Below are 26,127 nucleotides of genomic sequence, written 5' to 3' on the forward strand. Positions count from 1 at the left end.
CGGAGGTGAGGCGGCACGCCATGGGCTGGCGCCGCGCCGGCACCTTAAAGGATCGGCCGCCCCGGGATCGAGCGGCCCCGGTCGGCCGGTCGGGCGCAGGACAGCGGATGTCGCATATCTGTATTTTTCCTGTTCACCCGGACAGCTTCACACCCGGAACTGCTCGATCAGCCGATTCAGCTGCTCCTCCAGTTGGCGGATGCTGGCGGCCGCGCTGCGGGTCTGCTCCACGGTGGTGAAGGTGTGCACGCTGATGTCGTTGGCGCGCACCATGCCGGCGCCCACCTCTTCCGCCACCTTGGCCTGCTCGCCGGCCGCCGCGGCGATCTGCTGGATGGTCTGGTCGATGTCCGTCACCGCCGCGCGGATCTCGTCCAGCGACTGGCTGGCCTCCTCCGCGCCCTGCCCGGCCAGGCTCACCGCCTGCTGGCTCTCGCCCATCATCTCGATGGACGAGCGGGTGCGTTGCTGCAGGGTCTGGATGATCGTCTGGATTTCCTCGGTGGACTGCTGGGTGCGCTGCGCCAGCGAGCGCACCTCGTCGGCTACCACCGCGAAGCCACGCCCCTGCTCGCCCGCCCGGGCGGCCTCGATGGCGGCGTTGAGCGCCAGCAGGTTGGTCTGCTCGGCGATGGAGCGGATCACCTCCAGCACCGAGCCGATGCGCTCGCTGTCGCCACGCAGCGACTCGATGGCCTCGGCCAGGCGCCCGACCTTGTCGGCCAGAGTGTTCATGCTGCCCAGGTTGCTCTCCACCCGAGCCTGGCCACGCAGGGCGATATCCAGCATCTGCCGCGACAGGCGTTCGCCCTGGTCCGCGCTGCGCGCCATTTCCTGGGCGCTGGCGGCCATCTCGGTCATGGCCGAGGCGGTCTGGCTGCTCTCGTCGCGCTGCCGTTCGACGTCCAGATGCGCCGATTCGGCCGAGGCCTGGAGCTCCCCGGCGGCCCGCTCCAGGGTGTGCGAGGCGCCGGCCACCTCGGCGACGGTCTGGCGGATCTTCTCGACGAAGGTGTTGAAGCTCGCGGCCAGCCGGCCGAGGTCGTCCTGGCCCTGCACCGGCAGACGCCGGGTCAGGTCGCCCTCGCCCTCGGCGATGTCCTTGAGCATGCGGTTCATCCGCCCCAGGGTGCGCACCAGCGCACGGCTGACGCCGACGGCCACCAGCGCGCCGAAGATCAGCGCGGCTACCACCAGCCCCCAGAACAGCCGGTTGACCCGTGCCACCGTATCGTCGGCGGTCTGCGCCGCCTCGCCCATGGAGCCCATGATGCTCCGCTGCAGCTGGCTGGCCAGGTCGGCGATGCGCGGGTCGATGCGATCCATGGCCTGCAGGCTGGCGTTGCGCGCCTCGACCAGTTCGACCACCCTGGCCGCGGCGGCCTTGTACTGCTCCAGGCTCTGCAGGGCGCCGTTGAGCTTGTCCTGGGTGCTCTGGCTGCTGCTGCGGTCGCGCAGCACGGTCATGCTGCTCTGGGCGAAGCCCAGTTCGCGCTGGAAGGCCTTGGCCTGCTCGGCCTGGTTCTCCTGCAGGTACTGGTAGAGGTACTGGCTGCCGAGCAGCAGGTGGCGCATGGCCGCACTGGAATAGAACACGGCATCCAGGTTGAAGTCCTGCTGGGCGTTCTCCAGCACCGAGGTCAGGGCCTTCTCGATGGCCGGACCGTGCTGGCTCAGCTCGCCGGCGACCAGTTGCTGGCGCTGCCGGCTGAGCGGCACCAGCTGTTCGCGGAACAGCCGGCTGTATTCGTCGAGCAGGCTGCCGATCTCGCCCAGCAGACGCCGGCGCTCGGGGTCGTGCAGGCGCTCGGAGGTCTGCGTCTCCAGCGCCTGCAGGCGCTGGTCGAGCTGGGTGAACTGCGCCTCCAGCGCGGCATCGCCGGTGCGCGCGTACTGGCGCACGGCGAGCTGCATGCGGGTCATGCCGTCGCCGAGCTGGGCAATCTGGTCCATGCCCGGCCCCAGGTCACGGGTCACCACCTGCACGCTGCCGGCGATGCTGCGCAGCGACAGGCTGGAGACCACGCCCAGCACCACCAGCAGGGTGCAGAGCACGACGGGGACGATGGCGATCTTGTAGGCGATACGAAGATTGGCGAACCATTGCATGAACGGGCTTCCTGTTCGGGCGGACGACTGCCTTGTCCGGAACCGGCCTGCCCTCCCGGCAGGAACGATATTGCGAGATTGTCACTGACACATGCCTGCTCAAGCAGGTTCTATGCCTACGCAGCTGCGCCGTGCGTGGGGACAGCCTAGTCGACCGGTCAGTTGACTTCTTATCGGCCGCTTGGCGGCGATGCTTGAAGACTAGAAAAGAAAAGGCCACCCGAAGGTGGCCTTTTCTCATACGGTCAGAACACTCAGGCGTTCTTGACTTCCCAGCCAGTCAGCTCGGCCAGGGCCTTGCCGATGTCAGCCAGGGAACGCACGGTCTTCACACCGGCGTCCTGCAGGGCGGCGAACTTCTCGTCCGCAGTGCCCTTGCCGCCGGAGATGATGGCACCGGCATGGCCCATGCGCTTGCCGGGCGGCGCGGTGACACCGGCGATGTAGGACACCACCGGCTTGGTCACGTTGGCCTTGATGTAGGCCGCGGCTTCTTCTTCGGCGCTGCCGCCGATCTCGCCGATCATCACGATGGCTTCGGTCTTCGGGTCTTCCTGGAACAGCTTCAGGATATCGATGAAGTTGGAGCCCGGGATGGGGTCGCCGCCGATGCCCACGCAAGTGGACTGGCCGAAGCCGGCGTCGGTGGTTTGCTTCACAGCTTCATAGGTCAGGGTGCCGGAACGCGACACGATGCCGACCTTGCCCGGCAGGTGGATGTGACCCGGCATGATGCCGATCTTGCACTCGCCGGGAGTGATCACGCCCGGGCAGTTCGGGCCGATCAGGCGCACGCCCAGCTCGTCGCACTTGACCTTGGCTTCCAGCATGTCGATGGTCGGGATGCCTTCGGTGATGCAGACGATCAGCTTGATGCCGCCGAAGGCCGCTTCGAGGATGGAATCCTTGCAGAACGGAGCCGGAACGTAGATCACCGAAGCATCGGCGCCGGTGGCTTCCACGGCTTCCTTGACGGTGTTGAACACCGGCAGGCCGAGGTGGGTGGTGCCGCCCTTGCCCGGGGTCACGCCGCCGACCATCTTGGTGCCGTAGGCGATGGCCTGCTCGGAGTGGAAGGTACCCTGCGAGCCAGTGAAGCCCTGGCAGATGACTTTGGTGTCTTTGTTGATCAGGACGCTCATTACTTGCCCTCCGCGGCTTTGACGACCTGCTGGGCAGCGTCGGTGAGGCTGGTAGCCGCGATGATGTTCAGACCGCTCTCGGCCAGGACCTTGGCACCCAGTTCGGCATTGTTGCCTTCCAGGCGGACCACGACCGGAATCTTCACGCCGACTTCCTTCACGGCGCCGATGATGCCTTCGGCGATCATGTCGCAGCGCACGATGCCGCCGAAGATGTTGACCAGCACGGCCGCGACGTTGCTGTCGGACAGGATGATCTTGAAGGCTTCGGTCACGCGCTCTTTGGTCGCGCCGCCGCCCACGTCGAGGAAGTTGGCCGGCTTGCCGCCGTGCAGGTTGACGATGTCCATGGTGCCCATGGCCAGGCCGGCACCGTTGACCATGCAGCCGATGTTGCCTTCCAGCGCGACGTAGTTCAGCTCCCACTTCTGCGCATGGGCTTCACGGGCGTCGTCCTGGGACGGGTCGTGCATGGCGCGCAGCTTGGGCTGACGGTACATGGCGTTGGAGTCGATGTTGATCTTGGCGTCCAGGCAGTGCAGGTTGCCGTCCTTCTTGATCACCAGCGGGTTCACTTCCAGCAGGGCCAGGTCGTAGTCCTGGAACAGCTTGGCCAGGCCGACGAAGATGTGGGTGAACTGCTTGATCTGGTCGCCTTGCAGGCCCAGCTGGAAAGCCAGCTCGCGGCCCTGGTACGGCTGAGCACCGACCAGCGGGTCGATGGTGGCCTTGAGAATCTTCTCGGGCGTCTCATGGGCGACTTTCTCGATGTCCACGCCACCCTCGGTGGAGGCCATGAACACGATGCGACGGCTGGAACGGTCGACGACGGCGCCGAGGTACAGCTCCTTGTCGATGTCGGTGCACGACTCGACCAGGATCTTGCTGACCGGCTGGCCGTTGGCGTCCGTCTGGTAGGTCACCAGGCGCTTGCCCAGCCAGTTGGCGGCGAACGCCTTGGCATCTTCCTTGTTCTTGACCAGCTTGACGCCGCCCGCTTTACCGCGGCCACCGGCGTGCACCTGGGCTTTGACGACCCACTCGCTGCCACCGATCTTTTCGCAGGCCGCAGCCGCTTCTTCCGGGGTGTCGACGGCATAGCCGGTGGAAACCGGCAGGCCGTATTCAGCGAACAGCTGCTTACCCTGATACTCGTGAAGATTCATGCTTATCTACCGTTCTTCGTTTAGGTATTGCGCATTTCGGCGCTGCGCTCTCGGGCGCCGCGCCACCTGTGACTGCTCTGACTAGCAGTCCGACGGACATTCCTGCGACTGGCTCTCGCGAACCGCCACGGGCCGCCCGCCGTGGTTGTTCTGCAAACCGGCGCCTCGCCTGGCGAGGCGCCGCACGCATCAACGCTTCTTGCGATTGGCGATGTGGATGGCGTGGCCATTCACCGCCAGGGCCGCTTCATGCAGCGCCTCGGACAAGGTCGGGTGCGAGAACACCATCATGCCCAGGTCTTCGGCACTGGTGCCGAATTCCATGCCGATGGCGCCCTGCTGGACCAGCTCGGCCGCGCTCGGGCCGATCACGTGAACGCCCAGCACACGGTCGGTCTTGGCGTCGGCGATGACCTTGACCAGGCCGGCGGTGTCGTTGGCGGCCATGGCGCGGCCGCTGGCGGCGAACGGGAAGGTGCCGACGTTGATCTCGACGCCCTCGGCCTTGAGCTGCTGCTCGGTCTTGCCGACCCAGGCGATTTCCGGATGGGTGTAGATCACCGACGGGATCAGGTCGTAGTTCATCTGCGCCTTGTGGCCCTTGATGCGCTCGGCGACCATCACGCCCTCTTCCGAGGCCTTGTGGGCGAGCATCGCGCCGCGCACCACGTCACCGATGGCGTAGACGCCCGGCACGGTGGTCTCACACTGGTCGTTAACGAAGATGAAGCCGCGCTCGTCCAGGGTCACGCCACTGTCGGCGGCCAGCAGGTCGGTGGTCACCGGGCGACGGCCGACGGCGACGATCAGCTTGTCGAAGGTCAGCTTCTGCTCGCCGGTGGCGTCGCTGAAGGTCACGGTGACCTGCTTCTTCTTCACTTCGCTGCCGGTGACACGGGCGCCCAGGCGGATGTCCAGGCCCTGCTTGCCGAGGATCTTCAGGGCTTCCTTGGAGATCTGCTCGTCGGCGGCGGCGAGGAACTTGTCCATGGCCTCCAGCACGGTCACTTCGGCGCCCAGGCGGGCCCACACCGAGCCCAGCTCCAGGCCGATGACGCCGGCGCCGATCACGCCCAGCTTCTTCGGCACGGCCTGGAATTCCAGGGCGCCAGTGGAATCGACGATCACGTCCTGGTCGACCGGGGCCGGCGGGATGTCGACCGGGCGGGAACCGGAGGCGAGGATCACGTTCTCGGCCTCGACGATCTGGGTCTTGCCGTCCAGGCCGGTGACTTCGACCTTCTTGCCGGCCAGCAGCTTGCCGTGGCCTTCCAGCAGGGTGACGCCGTTGGACTTGAACAGGCCGGCGACGCCGCCGGTCAGGTTCTTGATGATGCCGTTCTTGCGCGCGACCATCTGCGGTACGTCGATGGTGACGCCCTTGGCCTCGATGCCATGGATTTTGAAGCCTTCGTGGGCCTCATGGTACTTGTAGGAGCTGTCCAGCAGCGCCTTGGACGGAATGCAGCCGACGTTCAGGCAGGTACCGCCGAGGGCGACCTTGCCATCCTTGTCCTGGTACTTCTCGATGCAGGCGGTCTTCAGACCGAGCTGCGCGGCCTTGATGGCGGCCACGTAGCCCCCCGGGCCCGCGCCAATCACTACCACGTCGAATTTCTGGGTCATAACTCATTCCTTCTCGAATAAAACCGGATGGCCCCTTGTGGGGGCCACCGCGTTGCCGGCCGTGGATCAGATGTCCAGCAGCAGGCGAGCCGGGTCTTCCAGCAGATTCTTGATGGTGACCAGGAAGCTGACCGCCTCCTTGCCGTCGATCAGACGGTGATCGTAGGACAGCGCCAGGTACATCATCGGGCGGATGACGACCTGGCCATTGATGGCCACCGGGCGCTGGATGATGTTGTGCATGCCCAGGATGGCGGCCTGCGGCGGGTTGACGATCGGGGTCGACATCATCGAGCCGAAGGTGCCGCCGTTGGTGATGGTGAAGGTGCCACCGGTCATTTCCTCGATCGACAGCTTGCCGTCGCGGGCCTTCTTGCCGAAGGTGGCGATGCCGTTCTCGACTTCGGCCAGGCTCATCAGCTCGGCGTTGCGCAGCACCGGTACCACCAGGCCACGGTCGCTGGACACGGCCACGCCGATGTCCTGGTAGCCGTGGTAGACGATGTCGTTGCCGTCGATCGAGGCGTTGACCGCCGGGAAGCGCTTCAGCGCCTCGACGGCAGCCTTGACGAAGAAGGACATGAAGCCCAGGCGCACGCCGTTGTGGGTCTTCTCGAACAGGTCCTTGTACTTCGAACGCAGGGCCATGACTTCATGCATGTCGACTTCGTTGAAGGTGGTCAGCATGGCCATGGTGGACTGCGCCTCGACCAGGCGCTCGGCGACCTTGGCGCGCAGGCGGGTCATCGGCACGCGCTTCTCGACGCGGTCGCCCGCGGCGAACACCGGAGCCTCGGCAGCCGGAGCGGCCGGCTTGGCCGCCGCCGGAGCAGCCGGAGCGGACTTCTTGGCGGCGACGGCGGCGACAGCGTCTTCCTTGGTCACGCGACCGCCCTTGCCGGTACCGGTGATGGAGTTCGGGTCGATACCGCCCTCTTCGGCGATCTTGCGCGCGGCCGGCGACAGGATGGCGTCGTCAGCGGCGCCAGCGGCCGGGGCGGCAGCGGGCTGTGCGGCGGGCGCCGGAGCGGCGGCGGCAGGCGCGGCAGCAGCGGCCGCACCACCTTCGCTCAGTTTGCCCAGCAGCTCGTTGGAGAGGACAGTATCGCCTTCGTTCTTGATGATCTCGGCCAGCACACCGTCAGCCTCGGCCAGAACTTCGATCACCACCTTGTCGGTTTCGATGTCGACGATCAGCTCATCGCGCTTGACCGCATCGCCCGGCTTCTTGTGCCAGGTGGCCACGGTGCCGTCGGCAACCGATTCCGGGAAGGTTGGGGCTTTGATCTCGATAGCCATTATGTGCGTTTCCTTAAATTCGGTTCTTGCCAGGGGGCGGCACCCGCAGCCCCCTGGGTGAAGGCGTTAAACAGTAAAGGCGTCCTGCAGCAGTTTTTCCTGCTGCTCGGCGTGCATCGAGGCGTAACCACAGGCCGGCGCAGCCGAGGCATCGCGGCCGGCGTACTGCAGGAACAGGTCCTTCTTGTGCGCGGTGGCGACACGGCGCATGTGGTGCTGGCTGCAGTACCAGGCGCCCTGGTTCATCGGCTCTTCCTGACACCAGACGATGTGCTTGAGGTTCTTGTACGGCGCCAGCGCCTCGGTCAGGTCCTCTTCCGGGAACGGATAGAGCTGCTCGATGCGCACGATGGCGATGTCCTCGCGACCCTCTGCACGGCGCTTGGCCAGCAGGTCGTAGTACACCTTGCCGCTGCACAGCACGACACGTTCGACCTTCTTCGGCTCGATCGGATCGATCTCGCCGATGACAGTCTGGAACGAGCCTTCGGCCAGTTCTTCCAGGGTCGAGATGGCCAGCGGGTGGCGCAGCAGCGACTTCGGCGTCAGCACCACCAGCGGCTTGCGCAGCGGGCGGATCACCTGGCGGCGCAGCATGTGGTAGACCTGCGCCGGGGTGGTCGGCACGCAGACCTGCATGTTGTGCTCGGCGCACAGCTGCAGGTAGCGCTCCAGGCGCGCGGAGCTGTGCTCCGGGCCCTGCCCCTCGTAGCCGTGCGGCAGCAGCATGGTCAGGCCGCACAGGCGACCCCACTTGTGCTCGCCGCTGGAGATGAACTGGTCGAACACCACCTGGGCACCGTTGGCGAAGTCGCCGAACTGCGCTTCCCAGATCACCAGCGCGTTGGGCATGGTGGTGGCGTAGCCGTATTCGAACGCCAGCACGGCCTCTTCCGAGAGGAAGGAGTCGTACAGCTGGAACCTCGGCTGGCCCTCGTAGAGATGCTGCAGCGGCAGGTAGGTGCTGGCGTCCTTCTGGTTGTGCAGCGCCGCGTGGCGGTGCGAGAAGGTGCCGCGACCCACGTCCTGGCCGGTCATGCGCACCGGATGGCCTTCGAACAGCAGAGTGGCGTAGGCCAGGTTCTCGGCGTAGCCCCAGTTGATCGGCATGCCGCCGGCGGTCATCTTGGCGCGGTCTTCCAGCACCTTGGCGACCTGGCGCTGGAGGACGAAGCCTTCCGGGATTTCCAGCAGCTTGCCGGCCAGGTCCTGCAGGGTCTTCAGGTCGAAGCGGGTGTCGTGGCGCGCGGTCCAGGCGTGGCCCAGGTACGGCTTCCAGTCGACGAACAGCTCCTTGTTCGGCTCCTTGACCAGGCTCTTGACCACGTGCTGGCCGTTGTCCAGCGCGTTGCGGTACTCGTCGATCTTGGTCTGGATGCGCTCGTCGTCGAGGCGACCGGACTGCGTCAGGCTTTCCGCGTACAGCTCGCGGGTGGTGCGCTGCTTGGCGATCTGCTGGTACATCAGCGGCTGGGTGCCGCTCGGCTCGTCGGCCTCGTTGTGGCCGCGACGGCGGTAGCAGACCAGATCGATGACCACGTCGCGCTTGAACTGCATGCGGTAGTCGACGGCCAGCTGGGTGACGAACAGCACCGCCTCCGGATCGTCGCCGTTCACGTGCAGGATCGGCGCCTGGATCATCTTCGCCACGTCGGTGGCGTACTCGGTGGAGCGCGAGTCGTCGGCACGGCTGGTGGTGAAGCCGACCTGGTTGTTGATCACGATGTGGATGGTGCCGCCGGTCTTGTAGGCACGGGTCTGCGACATCTGGAAGGTTTCCATGACCACGCCCTGACCGGCGAAGGCCGCATCGCCGTGGATGGAAATCGGCAGCACCTTGTCGCCGCTCGCGTCGTTGCGACGGTCCTGGCGGGCGCGCACCGAACCCTCGACCACCGGAGAGACGATCTCCAGGTGCGAAGGGTTAAAGGCCAGCGCCAGGTGCACTTCGCCGCCCGAAGTCATGACGTTGGAGGAGAAGCCCTGGTGGTACTTCACGTCACCGGAGGACAGGCCTTCGACCTGCTTGCCTTCGAACTCGTCGAACAGGTCGCGCGGGTTCTTGCCGAAGGTGTTGACCAGCACGTTCAGACGGCCGCGGTGGGCCATGCCGATGACGATTTCCTGGGTGCCGTAGGAGCCGCAGCGCTGGATGATCTCGTCCAGCAGCGGGATCAGGCTCTCGCCGCCTTCCAGGCCGAAACGCTTGGTGCCCGGGTACTTGGTGCCCAGGTATTTTTCCAGGCCTTCGGCGGCGGTCAGGCGCTCGAGCAGGTGGCCCTGTACCTCGACCGAATAGGCCGGGCGGCCGCGCACGCTTTCCAGGCGCTGCTGGAACCACTTGCGCTGCTCGGAATCGACGATGTGGGTGAACTCGGCGCCGATGGTGCGACAATATGTCTGCTGCAGCGCCTCGTGGATTTCTCGTAGAGTCGCCTCCTCCTTGCCGATGTAAAGCTCACCGGTGCGGAAGGTGGTGTCGAGGTCGGCGTCGGTCAGCCCATAGTGGTTGACCGCCAGATCGGCCGGCGCAGGACGCTGCCACAACCCCAGCGGGTCGAGCGTCGAGGCCTGGTGGCCGCGCATGCGGTATGCCTGGATCAGGCGCAGAACCTCCACCTGCTTCTTCTCGTGCTCGCTGCTGACGCTTCCGGCGGAAACCGGCTGGGCGCGGCGCTGGTTCTTGGCCAGCAGCACGAAATGATCGCGGACGGTGGAGTGCGAAACGTCGGTGGCGGCGTCGCCGTCGGCCGGCAGCTTCTGGAAGTAGGTGCGCCACTCTTCGGGCACAGCGTTGGGATCGTGCAGGTAGAGCTCATAGAGCTCTTCCACGTAGGCCGCGTTGCCACCGGATAGGTGGGCGCTGTCCCACATGCGCTGCATCACGCTTTCTTGCATGCTTGGTCACCCTCGGTAAGGGGACACCACCGGCGTAGAAGCCGTAGCTGGGCCATTCGAAGTCCTGAAGCAGCGACCTGGTAAGCCACTACGGATCCCGCAGATAGTCCGGGTACCAGCCCGGATGCCCCTGCTGGTCGTCATTTTTCTTTCAAAATAAGAACCCTGGCTTTGTGAGCTGGGGCTCTGGCTTTACTGCGCCGGCGAATCGCTCCGCCGACGCAGGTGCAACGTGAAACGGTGTATCAGGTACCGCTCTGCAGCAGCATGTTACGTACGTGACCGATGGCCTTGGTCGGGTTCAGACCCTTGGGGCACACGTTGACGCAGTTCATGATGCCGCGGCAGCGGAACACGCTGAACGGGTCATCCAGGGACGCCAGACGCTCGGCGGTCTTGGTGTCGCGGCTGTCGGCCAGGAAGCGATAGGCCTGCAGCAACGCAGCGGGACCGAGGAACTTGTCCGGGTTCCACCAGAAGGACGGGCAGCTGGTGGAGCAGCACGCGCACAGGATGCACTCGTACAGACCGTCCAGCTTCTCGCGCTCTTCCGGCGACTGCAGACGCTCGATGGCCGGCGACGGCGTATCGTTCTGCAGGTAAGGCTGCACCTTCTCGTACTGCTTGTAGAAGATGCTCATATCGACGACTAGGTCACGAATGACCGGCAGACCCGGCAGCGGGCGGATGACCAGCTTGTTGCCCTTCACCACGGTGGAGATCGGGGTGATGCAGGCCAGGCCATTCTTGCCGCTGATGTTCATGCCGTCGGAACCGCAGACGCCTTCGCGGCAGGAGCGACGGTAGGAGAAGCCCTCGTCCTGCTCCTTGATCAGGGCCAGCACGTCGAGAACCATCAGGTCCTTGCCGTCGATCTGCACCTGGAAGTCCTGCATGAACGGCGAGGAATCCTTTTCCGGGTTGTAGCGATAAACGCTGACTTGCAAAGTGTTACCAAGAGACATGGTGGCCACCCTTAATAAGTACGTACTTTGGGTTCGAACGCCGGAACGGTCTTCGGCGCGAAGTTGACGGCGCGCTTGGAGACGCGCTTCTCACCCGGGAAGTACAGGGAGTGGCACAGCCAGTTGGTATCGTCGCGATCCTCGTAGTCCTCGCGGGCATGGGCGCCACGGGATTCGGTACGGGTGTCGGCGGCGATGGCGGTGGCTTCGGCCACTTCCAGCAGGTTCTGCAGCTCCAGCGCTTCGATGCGCGCGGTGTTGAAGGCCTGGCTCTTGTCGGCGATCTTGACGTTGGCGATGCGCTCGCGCAGCTCGGACAGCTGGGCAATACCCTTCTTCATGTATTCGCCGGTACGGAATACGCCGAAGTAGTTCTGCATGCAGGCCTGCAGCTCTTTACGCAGCGGAGCCACGTCTTCGCCGCTGCTGCGCTCGTTGACGCCGGACAGGCGCTTGAGCGACTGCTCAATGTCGGTTTCGCTGGCACCACGGACTTCCACGCCTTCCTTCAGCGCTTTTTCCAGGTGCAGACCCGCGGCCCGACCGAACACCACCAGGTCGAGCAGCGAGTTGCCGCCCAGGCGGTTGGCGCCGTGTACCGATACGCAGGCGACTTCGCCCACGGCGAACAGGCCTTCGATGATCCTGTCGTTGCCGTTGGCGTCCTGGGTGATGGCCTGGCCATGGATGTTGGTGGCAACGCCGCCCATCATGTAGTGGCAGGTCGGGATCACCGGAACCGGAGCGAGCACCGGGTCGACGTGGGCGAAGGTCTTGGACAGTTCGCAGATGCCCGGTAGGCGGCTGTGCAGCACTTCCTCGCCGAGGTGGTCGAGCTTCAGCAGCACGTGGTCCTTGTCCGGGCCACAGCCGTTGCCGGCGATCACTTCCTTGACCATGGAGCGGGCGACCACGTCGCGACCGGCCAGGTCCTTGGCGTTCGGAGCATAGCGCTCCATGAAGCGCTCGCCGTGGGCGTTGATCAGGTAGCCACCCTCACCGCGGCAACCCTCGGTGACCAGTACACCGGCGCCGGCGATGCCGGTCGGGTGGAACTGCCACATCTCGATGTCCTGCACCGGCACGCCGGCACGCAGGGCCATGCCCACGCCATCACCGGTGTTGATCAGGGCGTTGGTGGTCGAGGAATAGATGCGACCGGCACCGCCGGTAGCCAGAACCACGGCCTTGGAGCGGATGTAGACGGTCTCGCCGGTCTCGATGCAGATGGCGATGACACCGACCACCGCGCCGTCCTGGTTCTTCACCAGGTCCACGGCGTACCACTCGTTGAGGAACGAGGTACCGGCCTTCAGGTTGGCCTGGTACAGGGTGTGCAGCAGGGCGTGACCGGTACGGTCGGCCGCGGCGCAGGTACGGGCAGCCTGGACGGACGGATTGTCCGGGCCCTTGGACTGACCACCGAACGGACGCTGGTAGATGCGGCCCTGCTCGGTACGGGAGAACGGCAGGCCCATGTGCTCAAGCTCGAACACGGCCTCCGGGCCGACGGAGCACATGTATTCGATCGCGTCCTGGTCACCGATGTAGTCGGAGCCCTTGACGGTGTCGTACATGTGCCAGCGCCAATCGTCGTTCGGGTCGGCCGAGGCGATGGCGCAGGTGATGCCGCCCTGGGCGGATACGGTGTGCGAACGGGTCGGGAAGACCTTGGTCACGACGGCGGTCTTGTGGCCGCCCTGTGCCAGTTGCAGTGCGGCACGCATGCCCGCACCACCGCCACCGACGATGATGGCGTCATAAGGAAGAGTACGAATGCTAGACATGGATCAGAAACCCCACAGGATCTGCACACCCCAGACGAACACGACGAACTGGAGCACGCCGCAAACCGCCTGGACGAGAAAACGCACACCGGTCGCCCAGCGGCCGATGGCCATGGGCGTCAGGTAATCGGTGGTGATGGTCCACATACCGACCCAGGCGTGCACGATGAGCGCGACCAGAGCCAGCAGGCTGAAGATGCGCATCGCAGTGTGGGAGAACAGACCATGCCAGTCGGCGTAGGTGAGGCCCGGATGAGCCACCACGAATCCGATCAGGAACAGGAAATAAGCCGCGAGAACGACCGCAGAGACACGCTGGACCATCCAGTCATAGAGGCCCGAGCGCGAGAAGTTGGTTACGTTGGTTACCATACCCAGACCCCCGCCAGAACGATGATCACAACCGATACGGCGATGACGATCTTCGAGCCCAGCTTGCCGCCTTCCAGCGACTCGCCGACACCCAAGTCCATGATCAGGTGGCGTACACCGGCCACCAGGTGGTACAGCAGGGCGGACAGCAGGCCCCAGATGATCAGCTTGGCCAGCGGGCTGGCGAGACACGCCTGAACTTCTGCAAAGCCTTCCTCGGACGCCAGGGATTTGTCGAGTGCGAACAGCACGATGACGATACCCAGGAAGAGGATGACACCGGAAACACGGTGCAGAATGGACGTATAAGCTGTGATCGGGAGTTTGATTGTCCTGAGATCTAGGTTTACAGGTCGTTGGCTATTCACGGCTTTTTTCACACTAGAGGCCCCTAACAAGCAGGGCAAGTTGTCGGGAAGTGCACTGGTCAGGTACCCCTCACCAAGGGAGTGCCAGCCGTCTAATTGTAGGCCTTTAAGCCCCTGACGGCCGGGCGCAGAGTATAGACAGTTAGGTAACTAATGACAACGTAATGGCCCACCCCAAAAAGCGGATTGCGCGCCCTCGACAAATCACGTATTAGGCCCCTCCCCGCGCCCTGAAAAAGGGCTGAAACCCGTCTGCCGCGTGGGTTCTGGTAAATTGACTTTCAGATTTATGTCTCTATAGTGTCCCGGGCCCTGCGTGGGGGGCTTCTGATGATTTCAAGCATAAACAGGAGGCCGACATGGCTGACAAAAAAGCGCAGTTGATCATCGAGGGCAGTGCCCCCGTAGAGCTGCCCGTATTGACCGGCACCGTAGGTCCCGATGTTGTCGATGTGAGGGGCCTGACCGCGACGGGTCGCTTCACCTTTGATCCTGGCTTCATGTCCACCGCCTCCTGCGAGTCGCAGATCACCTATATCGACGGCGACGCCGGCGTCCTGCTGCACCGAGGCTACCCCATCGAGCAACTGGCCGAGAAGTCCGACTACCTGGAAACCTGCTACCTGCTGCTGAACGGCGAACTGCCGACCGCGGAGCAGAAGGCCAAGTTCGTCAGCATCATCAAGAACCACACCATGGTTCACGAGCAGTTGAAGAGCTTCTTCAACGGCTTCCGCCGCGATGCCCACCCGATGGCCATCATGTGCGGCGTGGTCGGCGCCCTCTCCGCCTTCTACCACGACTCCCTGGACATCAATAATCCGCATCACCGCGAAGTCTCGGCCATGCGCCTGATCGCCAAGATGCCGACCATCGCGGCCATGACCTACAAGTACTCCATGGGTCAGCCAATGATGTATCCGCGCAACGACCTGAACTACGCGGAAAACTTCCTGCACATGATGTTCAACACCCCGTGCGAGATCAAACCGATCAGCCCGGTACTGGCCAAGGCGATGGACCGCATCTTCGTCCTCCACGCTGACCATGAGCAGAACGCCTCCACTTCCACCGTGCGTCTGGCCGGTTCCTCCGGCGCCAACCCGTTCGCCTGTATCGCCGCCGGCATCGCCGCCCTCTGGGGCCCGGCCCACGGCGGTGCGAACGAAGCCGTGCTGACCATGCTGGACGAGATCGGCAGCGTCGAGAACATCGATACCTTCATCGCCAAGGCCAAGGACAAGAACGACCCGTTCAAGCTGATGGGCTTCGGTCACCGCGTGTACAAGAACCGCGACCCGCGTGCCACCGTGATGAAGAAGACCTGCGACGAAGTCCTGGGCGAACTGGGCATCACCAACGACCCGCAGCTGGAACTGGCCATGCGCCTGGAAGAGATCGCCCTGACCGATCCGTACTTCAAGGAACGCAACCTGTACCCGAACGTAGACTTCTACTCGGGTATCATCCTCAAGGCCATCGGCATCCCGACCAGCATGTTCACCGTGATCTTCGCCCTGTCGCGTACCGTTGGCTGGATCTCGCACTGGAAGGAAATGCTCTCCAGCCCGTACAAGATCGGCCGTCCGCGCCAGCTGTACACCGGCCACACCCAGCGCGACTACATCAAGCTGGAAGACCGCAAGTAAGTTCTGCGGGTAAAGAAAAAGGCTGCCAAATGGCAGCCTTTTTTCATTCTGGTCTCAGCGTTTCTCGGCCAGTTCGCGCAACCCCTTCAGGGTATTGAAGGGCGCATCCACCACAAAGCTGTTCGCCAGCCAGGACGGCACGCTGCCGCCCGGCTCGGTATGCACCTGGTAGGTCACCTCGACCTTGCCCTCGCCCTTCGGCTCCAGGCGCCAGTAACCCTGCAGGCTGGCGACCCGGGTGTAGTCCTTGTCCAGCGGAAGGTACTGCGGCTGGCCGTCCATCCTGCGGGTCAGGATGCCGTCGGCGCCCTGCTCCGAGACCACGTGGAGGATCGAGTCGCGGGCATCCACCGGCCAGGGCATCTTGAAGCGGGTATGGACCCAGCTCTCCATGCCCTCGTGCTTGAGCAGGCTCTGTTCGGCGCAGGCGTGAATCCAGGCGCACGAGCCCTTCACGTCCTCCTGCAGCTTGCGCAGGGTGTCCACGTCGCTGGCGATGGTGGTCACGCCGCGGTAGGCCTTGTACTTGGAGCCCGGCACCTCGCTCAGGTAGACCTGGATGCCATCCTCGTCCTTCGCCAGTTTCCAGTCCTCGGCGTGGGCCAGGCCAGCCGCCAGCAGGCTGAGGCCACAGACGGCGGCCACTCGACTCAATGCGATCATCGTTGCTCCTTGGGATGTGGGCCCGCCGGCAGCACCGCCGGGCCTGGGGTTCGACTCGCTCAGGCGGTGACTTGTTCCAGCCAGCCGAGCAGGCGGATCGCCTCGTCGCGGCTGCCGCCACAGACATAGTCGGCAGCGGCGAACGCCGAGCACACGGCAGGCCGGTCGGGGCGGCCGAAGATGCCGCAGAGGAATTCGGCGGTGAGGTGCAGGCAGCGCTCGCCCGCGGCCTTGCCGTCGGGCATGCCGGGAATCGGGGAACTGATGGAAGGCGCGATGCAGCAGGCACCGCAGCCGGCACGACACTCCATGAAGACCTCTCATGCGCTGGGCGGCGGCGATCTTAACGCCTGCGCGCCCGGCCTTCCATCACCTGATGTCGCGCAGCTTCTCCAGGCTGGCCGCCAGCGCGGCGCCCTCGGGATAGAACACCGCTGGCTGGCCCAAGGGCACTGGCACCTTCACCGGCTCGCCGGCACGGGCCCGCAGCGTCCTGCCCGACCACAGGTGCACCCAGTTACCGGCCGGCAGCAGCACCTCCAGTTCGCTCACCCCAGGCTCCAGCACCGGCGCCACCAGCAATTGGTCGCCGAGCAGGAAGCTGCGCGGCAGCGCCTGCTGTCCGGCCGGATCGTCCGGATAGTGCAGCCACAGCGGCCGCATCAGCGGCATGCCGCTGCGCGCGGCCTCCTCCATCAGTTGCCGGCGATAGGGCGCCAACGCGGCGAAGATCTTCGCGCAGCGGGCGAACCGGGCCAGCAGCTCGGGCGAGCTGTAGACCTGCCGGTTGGCGTCCGGCCGGTTGCCTTCGTGGCTGCGCAGCAGGCTGGTGAAGGCGGAGAACTCCATCCAACGCGACAGCAGCTCATCGTCACGGTGGTAGTCCTTCAGCGGGTGGCTGATGGTAGTGTAGCCGCCGGTGTCGCTGTGGTTGAGGGCGAAGCCGGACAGGCCGCCGGAGAGCATGCCCAGCAGCGCGCTGTGCAGGCCGTCGTGGGCATCCCAGGTGACCAGCTGGTCGCCGGCCCACAGGCTGGTGGTCAGCCCCGGGCTGCGGCTGAAGGCCGAGCGCATGAAGAAGAACAGCTCGCCCTGCCCGCCCGCTTCCTCCAGCAGCTCGCGGTTGAGCCGCGCCCACTCCTCGGGATAGCGGTTGTGCGCCAGCGCCGCCGGTTCGCCGCTGGCCAGCCGCGCCTCGTAGGGCAGCGCCTCGCCGAAGTCGGCCATCCAGCCGGAGAAGCCCCGGGCCAGCATTTCCTCGCGCAGCACCCGCTTGAGCCACTGGCGCGCCTCGGGGTTGCTCAGGTCGAGCATGCCGGCGCTGAAGCTGGTGTTGAGCAGCGACAGCGGCTGGCCGGTTGCGTCGCGCAGCAGGTAGCCACGCTCGCGCGCCTCGGCGTACAGGTTGCGGGCGGCGCCGGGCTGTTCGGCCATGTCCACCAGGAAGGGATTCACATAGGCCAGGCTGCGCACACCACGGGACTGCAGCTCGCCGTTGAGCGCCGCCCAGCCCGGGTAGTGCCGCTCGTCCAGGCTCCAGTTCCACCACAGCTGCTTGCCGAAGCTGGTGCTGCGCTGGCCGACCCAGTCCTGCAGCCAGACACCGGCCAGCGGCACACCGGCCTCGTCCAGCTGGCGCAGGATGCCACGCACCCGCTCGGTGCCGCCCTGCAGCCCGACGATGGCGCCACGCTGGGTCCAATCCGGCAGCGGCGGCATGCGCCCGACCACCGCGGTGTGCTGGGCGATCTGCCCGGGTGCGTCCGCCGCCGTATAGATGCGCGCGGCCAGGCGTCCCTCGTGCACTTCGAGCTGTACCCGGTGCGCGTCGCGCAGGTCGAACACCTGATAGGCACCCGACTCGCTGAAGAAGCTGCGCCCCGCGCTGCTCAGATAGTGCGGCACCGGCGCGTAGGTGGTCCACCAGTCGCCGCCGGCGCGGGCGGTCAGGTTGGCGGCGGTGGTGATGGGCTCCAGGCCGCGCCCGACGCCCTGCTCTTGCACCAGGATCGGCACCCGCCGGCCGGCCAGGTCGAAGGTGCTGAACTGTTCGCCGAAGCCGTGGAAACGCTCGTCGGGCTCGCGCCGCCAGTCGAGGTAGAGGCGGTTGAGGCGCTCGTCGTCCAGCGCCACGGCCAGGCGCACGCCGCGCTCGCCATCGTCTTCGAGGATCAGCGCATAGCCGCTTTCGCTGCCGTCGGCGCAACCCAAGACGCCGCGCAGCAGCAGACGCCCGTCGCGCGGCTCGATGGCGTCCAGGCGCTGCCGCTGGCAGAGCAGTTCGCGCCGCTCCTCGACGAACATGGCGCCGCGATGCTCCTCCACCTCCTCATGGCCGCGCCCGGCGGCCAGGAAGCCGCCGTCGGTGGCCCACAGCACGCGCTGGCCCGCGAGCAGCCGCAGGCTCCGGCCATCCCACTCCAGGCGATTGGCGCCCAGGGCGAACTGGCGCGCCGAATCCAGGGCCGGCGCCACTTCCAGCTCGGCCCGGATGGCGCGCTGCTGCCAGGCCTGCCAACCGCTCCAGGCCGCGAATGCCGCGACACCCGCCAGCCCCAGCAGCATTCCACCGCGAATCCACCTGACCACGCCCTTCCCCCCCGAATGAATTGATCGGCGGCCGGGACTTGGCCGGCCGCTCGCAGCTCTTTAGGCTTGCGGCTTTTCCTTGCGCGAGAACACCGCCATGCCGGTCTGGATGCAAACCGCCGCCCTGCTCACCCTGTCCAACATCTTCATGACCTTCGCCTGGTACGGCCACCTGAAGACCATGAACAGCAAGCCGTGGCTGGTCGCGGCGCTGGTCAGCTGGGGCATCGCGCTGTTCGAGTACCTGATCATGGTGCCGGCCAACCGCATCGGTTACACCGAGCTGTCGGTCGGCCAGCTGAAGATCATGCAGGAGGTCATCACCCTGGCGGTGTTCGTCCCGTTCAGCGTCTACGTGATGCAGCAGCCGCTGAAACTGGACTACCTGTGGGCGGGCCTGTGCCTGCTCGGCGCGGTGTACTTTATCTTCCGCACCTGAGGCCGCCGCGACCGAGCGCGTCGGAACGGGCGTCGAATGGCGCCAACGGGCCCGCCCGGCGCCGGGCGGGCGATTGGCTCAGGGGCGCTGCTTGAGGCGGGCGATCAGGCTGGAGGTATCCCAGCGGCCGCCGCCCATGGCCTGCACGTCGGAATAGAACTGGTCGACCAGCGCCGTCACCGGCAGCTGCGCGCCGTTGCGGCGGGCTTCTTCCAGCAGGATCGACAGGTCCTTGCGCATCCAGTCCACGGCGAAGCCGAAGTCGAACTTGCCGTCCAGCATGGTCTGGTGACGGTTCTCCAGCTGCCAGGACTGGGCCGCGCCCTTGCTGATCACCTCCATCGCCGCGTGGCCGTCCAGGCCGGCGCACTGGGCGAAGTGCAGCGCCTCGGCCAGGCCCTGGACCAGGCCGCCGATGCAGATCTGGTTGACCATCTTGGTCAGCTGGCCGCTGCCCACCGGGCCCATCAGCTTGACCATCTTGGCGTAGGCGTCGATCACCGGCTCGGCGCGCTTGTAGAAGTGCTCCTCGCCACCAACCATCACCGTCAGCATGCCGTTTTCGGCGCCGGCCTGGCCGCCGGACACCGGCGCGTCGAGGAAGCCCAGGCCGCGCTCGGCGGCGATGGCCGCCAGCTCGCGGGCGACATCGGCCGAGGCGGTGGTGTGGTCGACCAGCACCGCGCCGGGCGCCATGCCGGCGAAGGCGCCGTCCGGGCCGAGCACCACGCTGCGCAGGTCGTCATCGTTGCCCACGCAGGTCATCACGAACTCGGCGCCCTGGGCCGCCTCGCGCGGAGTGGCCGCCGACTCGCCGGCGAATTCGTCCTCCCACAGCTGCACCTTGGCCGGGGAGCGGTTGTACACGCAGGTCTCATGCCCTTCGCAGGCCAGATGCCCGGCCATGTGGAAGCCCATCACGCCCAGACCGATAAACGCCACCTTTGCCATGCCAATCTCCTCACTGACTGATGTCCAAGCATAGCCCGGATCGGCGCGGCGCCGGCCGGCACAGCTGAATGGCAAAACTGTGCGCGCGGCGTCTGCGCCCCGTCGCCCCGGCGAACACGCTTCACGTCGGCACCTCAAAAAGGCCGCGTCGGCCATCGCTTCCGGCGATTCTTTGCCCACCGCACGACCGCCGACCATACTGCTTCGCAACCCGAGGAGACCCGCATGCGCCAATGGCTGATCATCGACCTGGAAGCGACCACCGAGGAAGGCGGCTGGCCGGTGGAAGAGATGGAAATCATCGAGATCGGCGCCAGCCTGGTGGCGCCCGACGGCCACGAGCTGGAGCACTTCCGGCGCTTCGTTCGCCCAGTGCGCCGCCCCTGCCTCACCGCCTTCTGCCGCGAACTCACTCATATCAGCCAGAGCCAGATAGACGGCGCCGCGCCACTGGACCAGGTCTGGCCGCAGTTCGAGCGCTGGCTGGAGCCGCACCTGCCGCATCTCGTCGGCTGGGGCAGCTGGGGCGACTACGACCGCCGCCAGCTGCAGCTGGAATGGCAGCACCACCAGCTGCGCAGCAGCCTGCAGGCCATCCCCCACCACAACCTCAAGCAGGACTTCGCCAGGAGTCGCCGGCTGGCCCGCCCCGTCGGCCTGCACGGTGCATTGCAGCTCACCGGCCTGCAGTTCCAGGGCCAGCAGCACCGCGCCCTGGAGGACGCGCGCAACACCGCCCGCCTGCTGCCGTTGATATTTGCCGCCTGAGGGCTGACTGGCGCGGCCCGCTTGGGCATACTGGCGGGCCTTTTTTCACCCCTTCCGAGGAGCCCGCCATGTTCAAGGTCAACGAATACTTCGACGGCACCGTCAAATCCATCGCCTTCGCCATGAACGAAGGCCCCGCCACCATCGGCGTCATGGCTCCCGGCGAGTACGAGTTCGGCACCGCCCAGCTGGAAGTGATGCACGTGGTCGCCGGCGCCCTGACCGTCAAGCTGCCGGGCAGCGACAACTGGGAAACCTTCGAGGCCGGCAGCCAGTTCACCGTGCCGGGCAACAGCAAGTTCCAGCTGAAGGTCGCCGTGGACACCGCCTACCTCTGCGAATATCGCTGAGCCTGGCCTGATTGGAAGAACCGGCCCCAGTGGCCGGTTTTTTATTGGCTATGTTCCATTGGTAATCGCGCTTGTAGGGTGCGCCGCGCGCACCGAGGTCCTGCGCCGGCTTGCCGGTGCGCATGGCGCACCCTACTACACACTTGTTGCCCCTTCGCTCCCAGTACCTCCCCGGATTCCAGCATGCCTCGCGCCACCTCCATCGCTCTGCCCATCGCCCTGCTGGTGGTCGCCATGACCTCCATCCAGAGCGGCGCCTCCCTGGCCAAGAGCCTGTTCCCCCTGGTCGGCGCCGAGGGCACCACCGCGCTGCGCCTGAGCCTGGCCGCGCTGATCCTGTGCGTAGTGATGCGGCCCTGGCGCACCCGCCCCAACTTCGCCGCCTGGCGTTCGCTGCTCGGCTACGGCCTGTCGCTGGGGGCGATGAACCTGCTGTTCTACATGTCGCTGAAGACCATTCCGCTGGGCATCGCCGTGGCCCTGGAGTTCACCGGCCCGCTGGCCCTGGCGCTGTTCTCCTCGCGCCGGCTGCTGGACTTCGTGTGGATCGTCCTGGCCGTGCTCGGCCTCTGGCTGCTGCTGCCGGACACCGCCGCCGACGACCATCTGGACCCGACGGGCATGGCGCTGGCCCTGGCCGCCGGGGTCTGCTGGGCGCTGTACATCCTGTTCGGGCAGAAGGCCGGCGCCGCCCATGGCGCGCAGACCGTGGCCTTCGGCACCCTGGTGGCGGCCCTGCTGGTGTTCCCGGTGGGCCTGTGGCAGGTCGGCGGCGAGCTGTTCTCCCTCGACCTGCTGCCGGTGGCCCTGGCCGTGGCGGTACTGTCCTCGGCGCTGCCCTACAGCCTGGAGATGTTCGCCCTCACCCGCATGCCGGCGCGCACCTTCAGCGTGCTGATGAGCCTGGAGCCGGCCATCGCCGCCTGTCTGGGGCTGATCTTCCTGAGCGAACGGCTGAGCCCGATCCAGTGGCTGGCAATCGGCGCCATCATCCTCGCCTCGACCGGCGCGGCGGCGACCATCCGCCCGCGCGGCCACGCCTGATCAGTACTCGCGCAGGGCGCTGGTGATCGCCAGCCCCTCCAGCTCCGCCAGGTAGTCCTCGCGGCTCAGCAGGCCCAGGCAGGGCATGGCGCCACGCGCGTCCAGGGTGCCCGCCGCCAGCTTGCGGGCCAGGGCCACCGCGGCCATGCAGGGAATGTTCGGGCCGTCGTTATCTTCCGCCAGCAGTTCCCAACACAGGCGCAGCGGCCGGCCATCCGTGCCCACGCCTTCCAGGCGCACAAACATGCCGCTGCGGCCGTCGCCGAAGCCCTCCAGCGCCACCGCCCGGCGCTGCAGGAAGCCCGCCAGCGGCACGGCGTCACGCAGCAGCCCGGCACGCACCAGCCAGGACAGCGCCCAGGTGCCGAACTGGGTCGGAAGCAGGCCGACGCCGGCGGAGAAACGCACCTCGCGCACGCCCGGATAGCGTTGGGGGAACAGCTCCAGATCGGGGATATCGCAGTTGGCCACCCAGCGCGGGCCGAGCGGCGCCGGGAAGTCGTGGCGGGCCAGGTCCTGCCAGCCATATACGGTCCGCCATGCGCCGCCCCGCCACTGGCGGAAGGGCTTGCCGCAGTAGTTCAGCACCGCCGCCACCGTGGACACGCCGGGCGTCTTCTCCGAGGAGCTGATGCCATGCCAGATCAGGTCCAGCCGCGAGAAGCGCGGCAACAGCGCATCGACCACCGCGCCGGCCAGCGCCGGCACCGAGCTGGCGCCGCCGCACACCAGCACCCCGGCCGCCTTCGCCGCCGCGTCCAGCTCGCCGATGCCGCAGACGAAGGCCCGCGCGTCGGCCAGGTCGGCGTAGTGCATGCCGGCGGCCATGGCGGCCCGTGCCACCCGGTAGTCCTGCCCCTGGAACGGGCCGGCGGTAGAAATCAGCAGGTGTGCCCCGGTGGCGCGCAGGCGCTCGGCCAGGTCGGGGGCGTTCATATCCAACCGCAGCGCCTGGCCGTCGCTCTGCTCGGCCAGCGCCTCGGCCCTGGCCAGGTCGCGCCCGGCGATCCACACGGGCATGTCCGTGGTCGCCGCCAGCCGCTGCACGATCACCTGGCCGAAGTTGCCGTAGCCGCCCAGCACCACCACGCCGAAATCCTTTGCCACACGCGCTCCTTCGCTCAGTCGCCTGCGCGGCGCTCGGTATTGAACTGCAGCTCGGCCAGCCGGGCGTACAGCGGGTTGCTCAGCACCAGTTCGCCGTGGCTACCGATGGCCTGCAGACGGCCGCGGTCGATCACCGCGATGCGGTCGGCGTTCTTCACCGTGGCCAGGCGGTGGGCGATCACCAGGGTGGTGCGCCCGCGCATCAGTTCCGGCAGCGCTTGCTGGATCAGGTGCTCGCTCTCGGCGTCCAGCGCGCTGGTGGCCTCGTCCAGCAGCAGGATGGGCGCGTCGGTGAGCAGCGCGCGGGCGATGGCCAGGCGCTGGCGCTGGCCGCCGGAGAGTCCCAGCCCGGCCTCGCCCAGGTGGGTCTGGTAGCCCTGCGGCAGGCGCTCGATGAATTCGTGGGCGTGGGCGGCCCGCGCCGCCGCCTCGACCTCCGCGTCGCCGGCCTCGGGCCGGCCGTAGCGCAGGTTGTCCGCCACGCTGCCGTAGAACAGCGCCGGGTTCTGCGACACCAGGGCGAAGCAGCGGCGCAGGTCGGCCGGGTCGAGCCGGTGGATCGGCAGGCCCTCGACCAGGATCTCGCCCTCCTGCGGGTCGAAGAAGCGCAGCAGCAGGTCGAACAGGGTCGACTTGCCGGCGCCCGACGGGCCGACCAGCGCCAGCGTCTCGCCGGGGCGCACGGCCAGGTCGATGCCGTCGATGGCCGGGTGCTCCGGTCGGCTCGGGTAGCTGAAGCGCACCCCGCGCAACGCCACGGCGCCGCTGACCCGCTCGGGCAGGCGCAGCAGGTCCTCGCCCGGCGCGGTGATCAGGTTGCGCGTGCGCAGCAGCTCGGCGATGCGTTCGGCGGCGCCGGCCGCGCTCTGCAGCTCGCCGATCACCTCGCTGATGGAGCCGAAGGCCATGCCCACGATCAGGCTGTAGAACACGAAGGCGGCCAGGTCACCGCCGCTGATGCGCCCGGCGATCACATCCATGCCGCCGACCCAGAGCATCACCCCCACCGCGCCGAGCACCAGCACGATGACCACGGTGATCAGCCAGGCGCGCTGGCGGATGCGCCGGCCCGCCGTGGCGAACGCCGCCTCCACCGTGCCGGCGAAGCGGGCCCGGTCCTGGGCCTGGTGGTTGTAGGCCTGCACCGTCTTGATCTGGCCCAGGGTCTCGCCGATGTAGCTGCCCACGTCAGCGACCCGGTCCTGGGTCTGCCGCGACAGTTCGCGCACGCGGCGGCCGAAGATCAGGATCGGCGCCACCACCAGCGGCAGCGCCGCCACCACGATGGCGGTCAGCTTGGGGTTGGTGACGAACAGCAGCAGCACCCCGCCGACCAACATGATGCCGTTGCGCAGGGCCATGGACAGCGAGGAGCCGATCACCGTCTGCAGCAGCGTGGTGTCGGCGGTCAGCCGCGACTGGATTTCCGAGGCGCGGTTGCTCTCGTAGAAGCCCGGGTGCAGGCCGATCAGGTGGTCGAACACGCGCCGGCGGATGTCAGCGACGAAGCGCTCGCCGATCCAGCTGACCAGGTAGAAGCGGGTGAAGGTGCCGACGGCCAGGGCCAGCACCAGCACGAAGAACAGGCCGATGGAGTGGCGCAGCGCCTCGGGCGACTGGGTGGCCAGGCCCTGGTCCACCAGCAGGCGGATGCCCTGGCCCATGGACAGGGTGATGGCGGCGGTGAACAGCAGCGCGGCCAGCGCGCCTACCAGGCGCCAGCGGTACGGCGAGACGAAGCGCCAGGCCAGGCGCAGCGCCTCGCGCCGGCTTTCGGACAGCAGGCTCATGGGCGCGGCTCGGCGGAGTCGAGGAAGCGGCGCTCGTGGTCCGGGTCGGGCAGCAGGCAACTGTCGTAGCGGCCGAACAGGCGGTAGCGGTTCAGCGCGATGCGGTCGTAGCACCAGTCGCGCAACGGCTGCGGCAGCACGCGCAGCCCGGCCAGCAGGCGCCAGGGGCCGGGCAGCTGGCCGACGATGCGCAGCACCGCGTCGGAGCGGACGAACAGCGCCTCGCCCTCCACGTAGGCCATGGTCTCGAACGCGTCGGTGGGCAGGCCGAACCAGGCCAGGATCGCCTGGCCCTCGGCGGATTGCACCGAGCAGAGGCGGAAGCGCCGCTCGCGGTCATGGCGGATCAGGAACTTCGCCCAGCCGTTGCACAGCCGGCACACGCCATCGAACAGCACGACGCGCTCGCCGGCCTGGATGTGGGGTGGTAACGCCATGGATGCCTCCCGGGTCTGACCCGCGATGCTAACTCATCGGGGGAAGCGATAGTGGCCGGTGATGCGGTAGGCGAACAGGATGTCCTCCTCCTGCGTACCACGGCCGATGTTGTGCAGCACCAGCGGCACGCCGGTGGCGCTGCGGCGGTCCGAGACGATGCCGATGTGGGTCAGGCCGCGCCCCAGGTCCCAGGTGACGACGTCGCCGGCCCGGTAGCCCGCCGGCTCGTCGCTCACCGCCAGGGCCATGCCCTGGCGCTGGAACCAGGTCATCAGATTGGGCACCCGGCGGTGGTCGATGTTGCGGTCCGGGCGCTTCAACCCCCAGTTCTTCGGGTACAGCGAGAAGTGCCCGCGCATGTCCTCGTGCACGCTCTTCTGCAGGTCCAGGCCCTGGACGCGCAGGGCGCGGATCACCACGTCGGTGCACACGCCGGTGCTCGCCGGCACGTCGCCGCCCGGGTAGTCGAGCTGGCGGTAGACCGGGTCGTAGCCCAGAGTCACGCCGACCTGATCGCGGGCGTCGAGCACCAGGCGCTGCGGGTCGATGGCGCTGGCCCAGGCCGGCGCCAGCGCGAACAGCAGCAGTAGCAGGAGGTGGCGCATCG

General features: G+C 66.8%; 23 protein-coding genes. 5 read left to right on the forward strand and 18 right to left on the reverse strand.

Annotated elements, in window-relative coordinates:
- Window positions 1-147: 147 nt before the first annotated feature.
- From N7640_RS11950 to sdhC, 10 genes are all read right to left on the reverse strand, one after another.
- Entirely contained in the window at window positions 148-2,109 is a 1,962-nt protein-coding gene (locus tag N7640_RS11950) for a methyl-accepting chemotaxis protein (protein ID WP_220814492.1), read from the reverse strand.
- A 254-nt stretch (window positions 2,110-2,363) separates the two neighbouring features.
- Entirely contained in the window at window positions 2,364-3,251 is an 888-nt protein-coding gene (sucD, locus tag N7640_RS11955; RefSeq protein ID WP_044400216.1) for a succinate--CoA ligase subunit alpha, read from the reverse strand.
- Window positions 3,251-4,417 (reverse strand): ADP-forming succinate--CoA ligase subunit beta, encoded by a 1,167-nt coding sequence (sucC, locus tag N7640_RS11960; protein ID WP_220814493.1) that lies wholly within the window; start codon window positions 4,415-4,417, stop codon window positions 3,251-3,253. Before sucC ends, sucD begins: the two co-directional genes overlap by 1 nt.
- A 189-nt stretch (window positions 4,418-4,606) precedes the next feature.
- Window positions 4,607-6,043, reverse strand: a complete 1,437-nt coding sequence (gene lpdA, locus N7640_RS11965; RefSeq protein WP_220814494.1) for a dihydrolipoyl dehydrogenase — start codon at window positions 6,041-6,043, stop codon at window positions 4,607-4,609.
- A gap of 66 nt (window positions 6,044-6,109) precedes the next feature.
- Window positions 6,110-7,342 (reverse strand): 2-oxoglutarate dehydrogenase complex dihydrolipoyllysine-residue succinyltransferase, encoded by a 1,233-nt coding sequence (gene odhB / locus N7640_RS11970; RefSeq protein ID WP_279904461.1) that lies wholly within the window; start codon window positions 7,340-7,342, stop codon window positions 6,110-6,112.
- 66 nt (window positions 7,343-7,408) lie between these two features.
- Window positions 7,409-10,240, reverse strand: a complete 2,832-nt coding sequence (locus tag N7640_RS11975) for a 2-oxoglutarate dehydrogenase E1 component (RefSeq protein WP_279904462.1) — start codon at window positions 10,238-10,240, stop codon at window positions 7,409-7,411.
- A 245-nt stretch (window positions 10,241-10,485) separates the two neighbouring features.
- Window positions 10,486-11,205, reverse strand: coding sequence for a succinate dehydrogenase iron-sulfur subunit (locus N7640_RS11980; RefSeq protein WP_220814497.1), 720 nt, complete (start codon window positions 11,203-11,205; stop codon window positions 10,486-10,488).
- Between the two features lie 11 nt (window positions 11,206-11,216).
- Window positions 11,217-12,992, reverse strand: a complete 1,776-nt coding sequence (gene sdhA, locus N7640_RS11985; protein WP_220814498.1) for a succinate dehydrogenase flavoprotein subunit — start codon at window positions 12,990-12,992, stop codon at window positions 11,217-11,219.
- 3 nt (window positions 12,993-12,995) lie between these two features.
- Window positions 12,996-13,364 carry a succinate dehydrogenase, hydrophobic membrane anchor protein gene (sdhD, locus tag N7640_RS11990; RefSeq protein WP_220814499.1) on the reverse strand — a complete coding sequence of 123 codons (369 nt, stop codon included), beginning with the start codon at window positions 13,362-13,364 and terminating at the stop codon, window positions 12,996-12,998.
- Complete coding sequence (sdhC, locus tag N7640_RS11995; protein WP_220814500.1) at window positions 13,358-13,744, reverse strand: succinate dehydrogenase, cytochrome b556 subunit; 387 nt, start codon at window positions 13,742-13,744, stop codon at window positions 13,358-13,360. The genes sdhD and sdhC overlap by 7 nt, the downstream gene beginning before the upstream one ends.
- A 347-nt stretch (window positions 13,745-14,091) precedes the next feature.
- Between sdhC and gltA the strand changes: the two genes are divergently transcribed.
- Complete coding sequence (gene gltA / locus N7640_RS12000; RefSeq protein WP_220814501.1) at window positions 14,092-15,381, forward strand: citrate synthase; 1,290 nt, start codon at window positions 14,092-14,094, stop codon at window positions 15,379-15,381.
- A 54-nt stretch (window positions 15,382-15,435) separates the two neighbouring features.
- Here gltA and N7640_RS12005 read toward each other — a convergent pair whose 3' ends face one another.
- From N7640_RS12005 to N7640_RS12015, 3 genes are read right to left on the reverse strand one after another with little or no spacing between them, the layout of a single operon-like run.
- A complete protein-coding gene (locus tag N7640_RS12005) occupies window positions 15,436-16,044 on the reverse strand; it encodes an START domain-containing protein (RefSeq protein WP_279904463.1) in 609 nt (202 codons plus the stop codon).
- A 59-nt stretch (window positions 16,045-16,103) separates the two neighbouring features.
- Window positions 16,104-16,355: a YkgJ family cysteine cluster protein gene (locus N7640_RS12010; protein ID WP_279904464.1), complete on the reverse strand. Its 252-nt coding sequence runs from the start codon at window positions 16,353-16,355 to the stop codon at window positions 16,104-16,106.
- Between the two features lie 58 nt (window positions 16,356-16,413).
- Window positions 16,414-18,609, reverse strand: a complete 2,196-nt coding sequence (locus tag N7640_RS12015) for an alpha-glucosidase (RefSeq protein ID WP_279904465.1) — start codon at window positions 18,607-18,609, stop codon at window positions 16,414-16,416.
- 121 nt (window positions 18,610-18,730) lie between these two features.
- On the opposite strand from N7640_RS12015, the gene N7640_RS12020 reads away from it, so the two are divergent.
- Window positions 18,731-19,072: a DMT family protein gene (locus N7640_RS12020; RefSeq protein ID WP_279904466.1), complete on the forward strand. Its 342-nt coding sequence runs from the start codon at window positions 18,731-18,733 to the stop codon at window positions 19,070-19,072.
- A gap of 78 nt (window positions 19,073-19,150) precedes the next feature.
- Here the strand turns inward: N7640_RS12020 and N7640_RS12025 are convergent, their stop codons facing one another.
- Window positions 19,151-20,023 (reverse strand): NAD(P)-dependent oxidoreductase, encoded by an 873-nt coding sequence (locus N7640_RS12025; RefSeq protein ID WP_220814506.1) that lies wholly within the window; start codon window positions 20,021-20,023, stop codon window positions 19,151-19,153.
- A 225-nt stretch (window positions 20,024-20,248) separates the two neighbouring features.
- Between N7640_RS12025 and N7640_RS12030 the strand changes: the two genes are divergently transcribed.
- The 3 genes from N7640_RS12030 to rhtA all read left to right on the forward strand — a co-directional run bounded on the left by N7640_RS12030 (window position 20,249) and on the right by rhtA (window position 22,185).
- A complete protein-coding gene (locus N7640_RS12030) occupies window positions 20,249-20,791 on the forward strand; it encodes an exonuclease domain-containing protein (protein ID WP_279904468.1) in 543 nt (180 codons plus the stop codon).
- 68 nt (window positions 20,792-20,859) lie between these two features.
- Window positions 20,860-21,141: a pyrimidine/purine nucleoside phosphorylase gene (locus tag N7640_RS12035; protein ID WP_220814508.1), complete on the forward strand. Its 282-nt coding sequence runs from the start codon at window positions 20,860-20,862 to the stop codon at window positions 21,139-21,141.
- Window positions 21,142-21,324: 183 nt separating this feature from the next.
- Complete coding sequence (rhtA, locus tag N7640_RS12040) at window positions 21,325-22,185, forward strand: threonine/homoserine exporter RhtA (protein WP_279904470.1); 861 nt, start codon at window positions 21,325-21,327, stop codon at window positions 22,183-22,185.
- On the opposite strand, the gene N7640_RS12045 is transcribed toward rhtA, so the two are convergent.
- The 4 genes from N7640_RS12045 to N7640_RS12060 are packed head-to-tail and all read right to left on the reverse strand — an operon-like array spanning window position 22,186 to window position 26,125.
- Window positions 22,186-23,292, reverse strand: coding sequence for a saccharopine dehydrogenase NADP-binding domain-containing protein (locus N7640_RS12045; RefSeq protein WP_279904471.1), 1,107 nt, complete (start codon window positions 23,290-23,292; stop codon window positions 22,186-22,188).
- A 14-nt stretch (window positions 23,293-23,306) separates the two neighbouring features.
- Window positions 23,307-25,082 (reverse strand): ABC transporter transmembrane domain-containing protein, encoded by a 1,776-nt coding sequence (locus N7640_RS12050; RefSeq protein ID WP_220814510.1) that lies wholly within the window; start codon window positions 25,080-25,082, stop codon window positions 23,307-23,309.
- Window positions 25,079-25,519: a thiol-disulfide oxidoreductase DCC family protein gene (locus tag N7640_RS12055; RefSeq protein ID WP_279904472.1), complete on the reverse strand. Its 441-nt coding sequence runs from the start codon at window positions 25,517-25,519 to the stop codon at window positions 25,079-25,081. The genes N7640_RS12050 and N7640_RS12055 overlap by 4 nt, the downstream gene beginning before the upstream one ends.
- Window positions 25,520-25,552: 33 nt before the next feature.
- Entirely contained in the window at window positions 25,553-26,125 is a 573-nt protein-coding gene (locus tag N7640_RS12060; RefSeq protein WP_279904473.1) for a DUF1287 domain-containing protein, read from the reverse strand.
- Window positions 26,126-26,127: the final 2 nt, after the last annotated feature.

It is taken from the genome of Pseudomonas sp. GD04015 (genome assembly GCF_029837675.1).
Taxonomy (GTDB): domain Bacteria; phylum Pseudomonadota; class Gammaproteobacteria; order Pseudomonadales; family Pseudomonadaceae; genus Aquipseudomonas; species Aquipseudomonas paralcaligenes.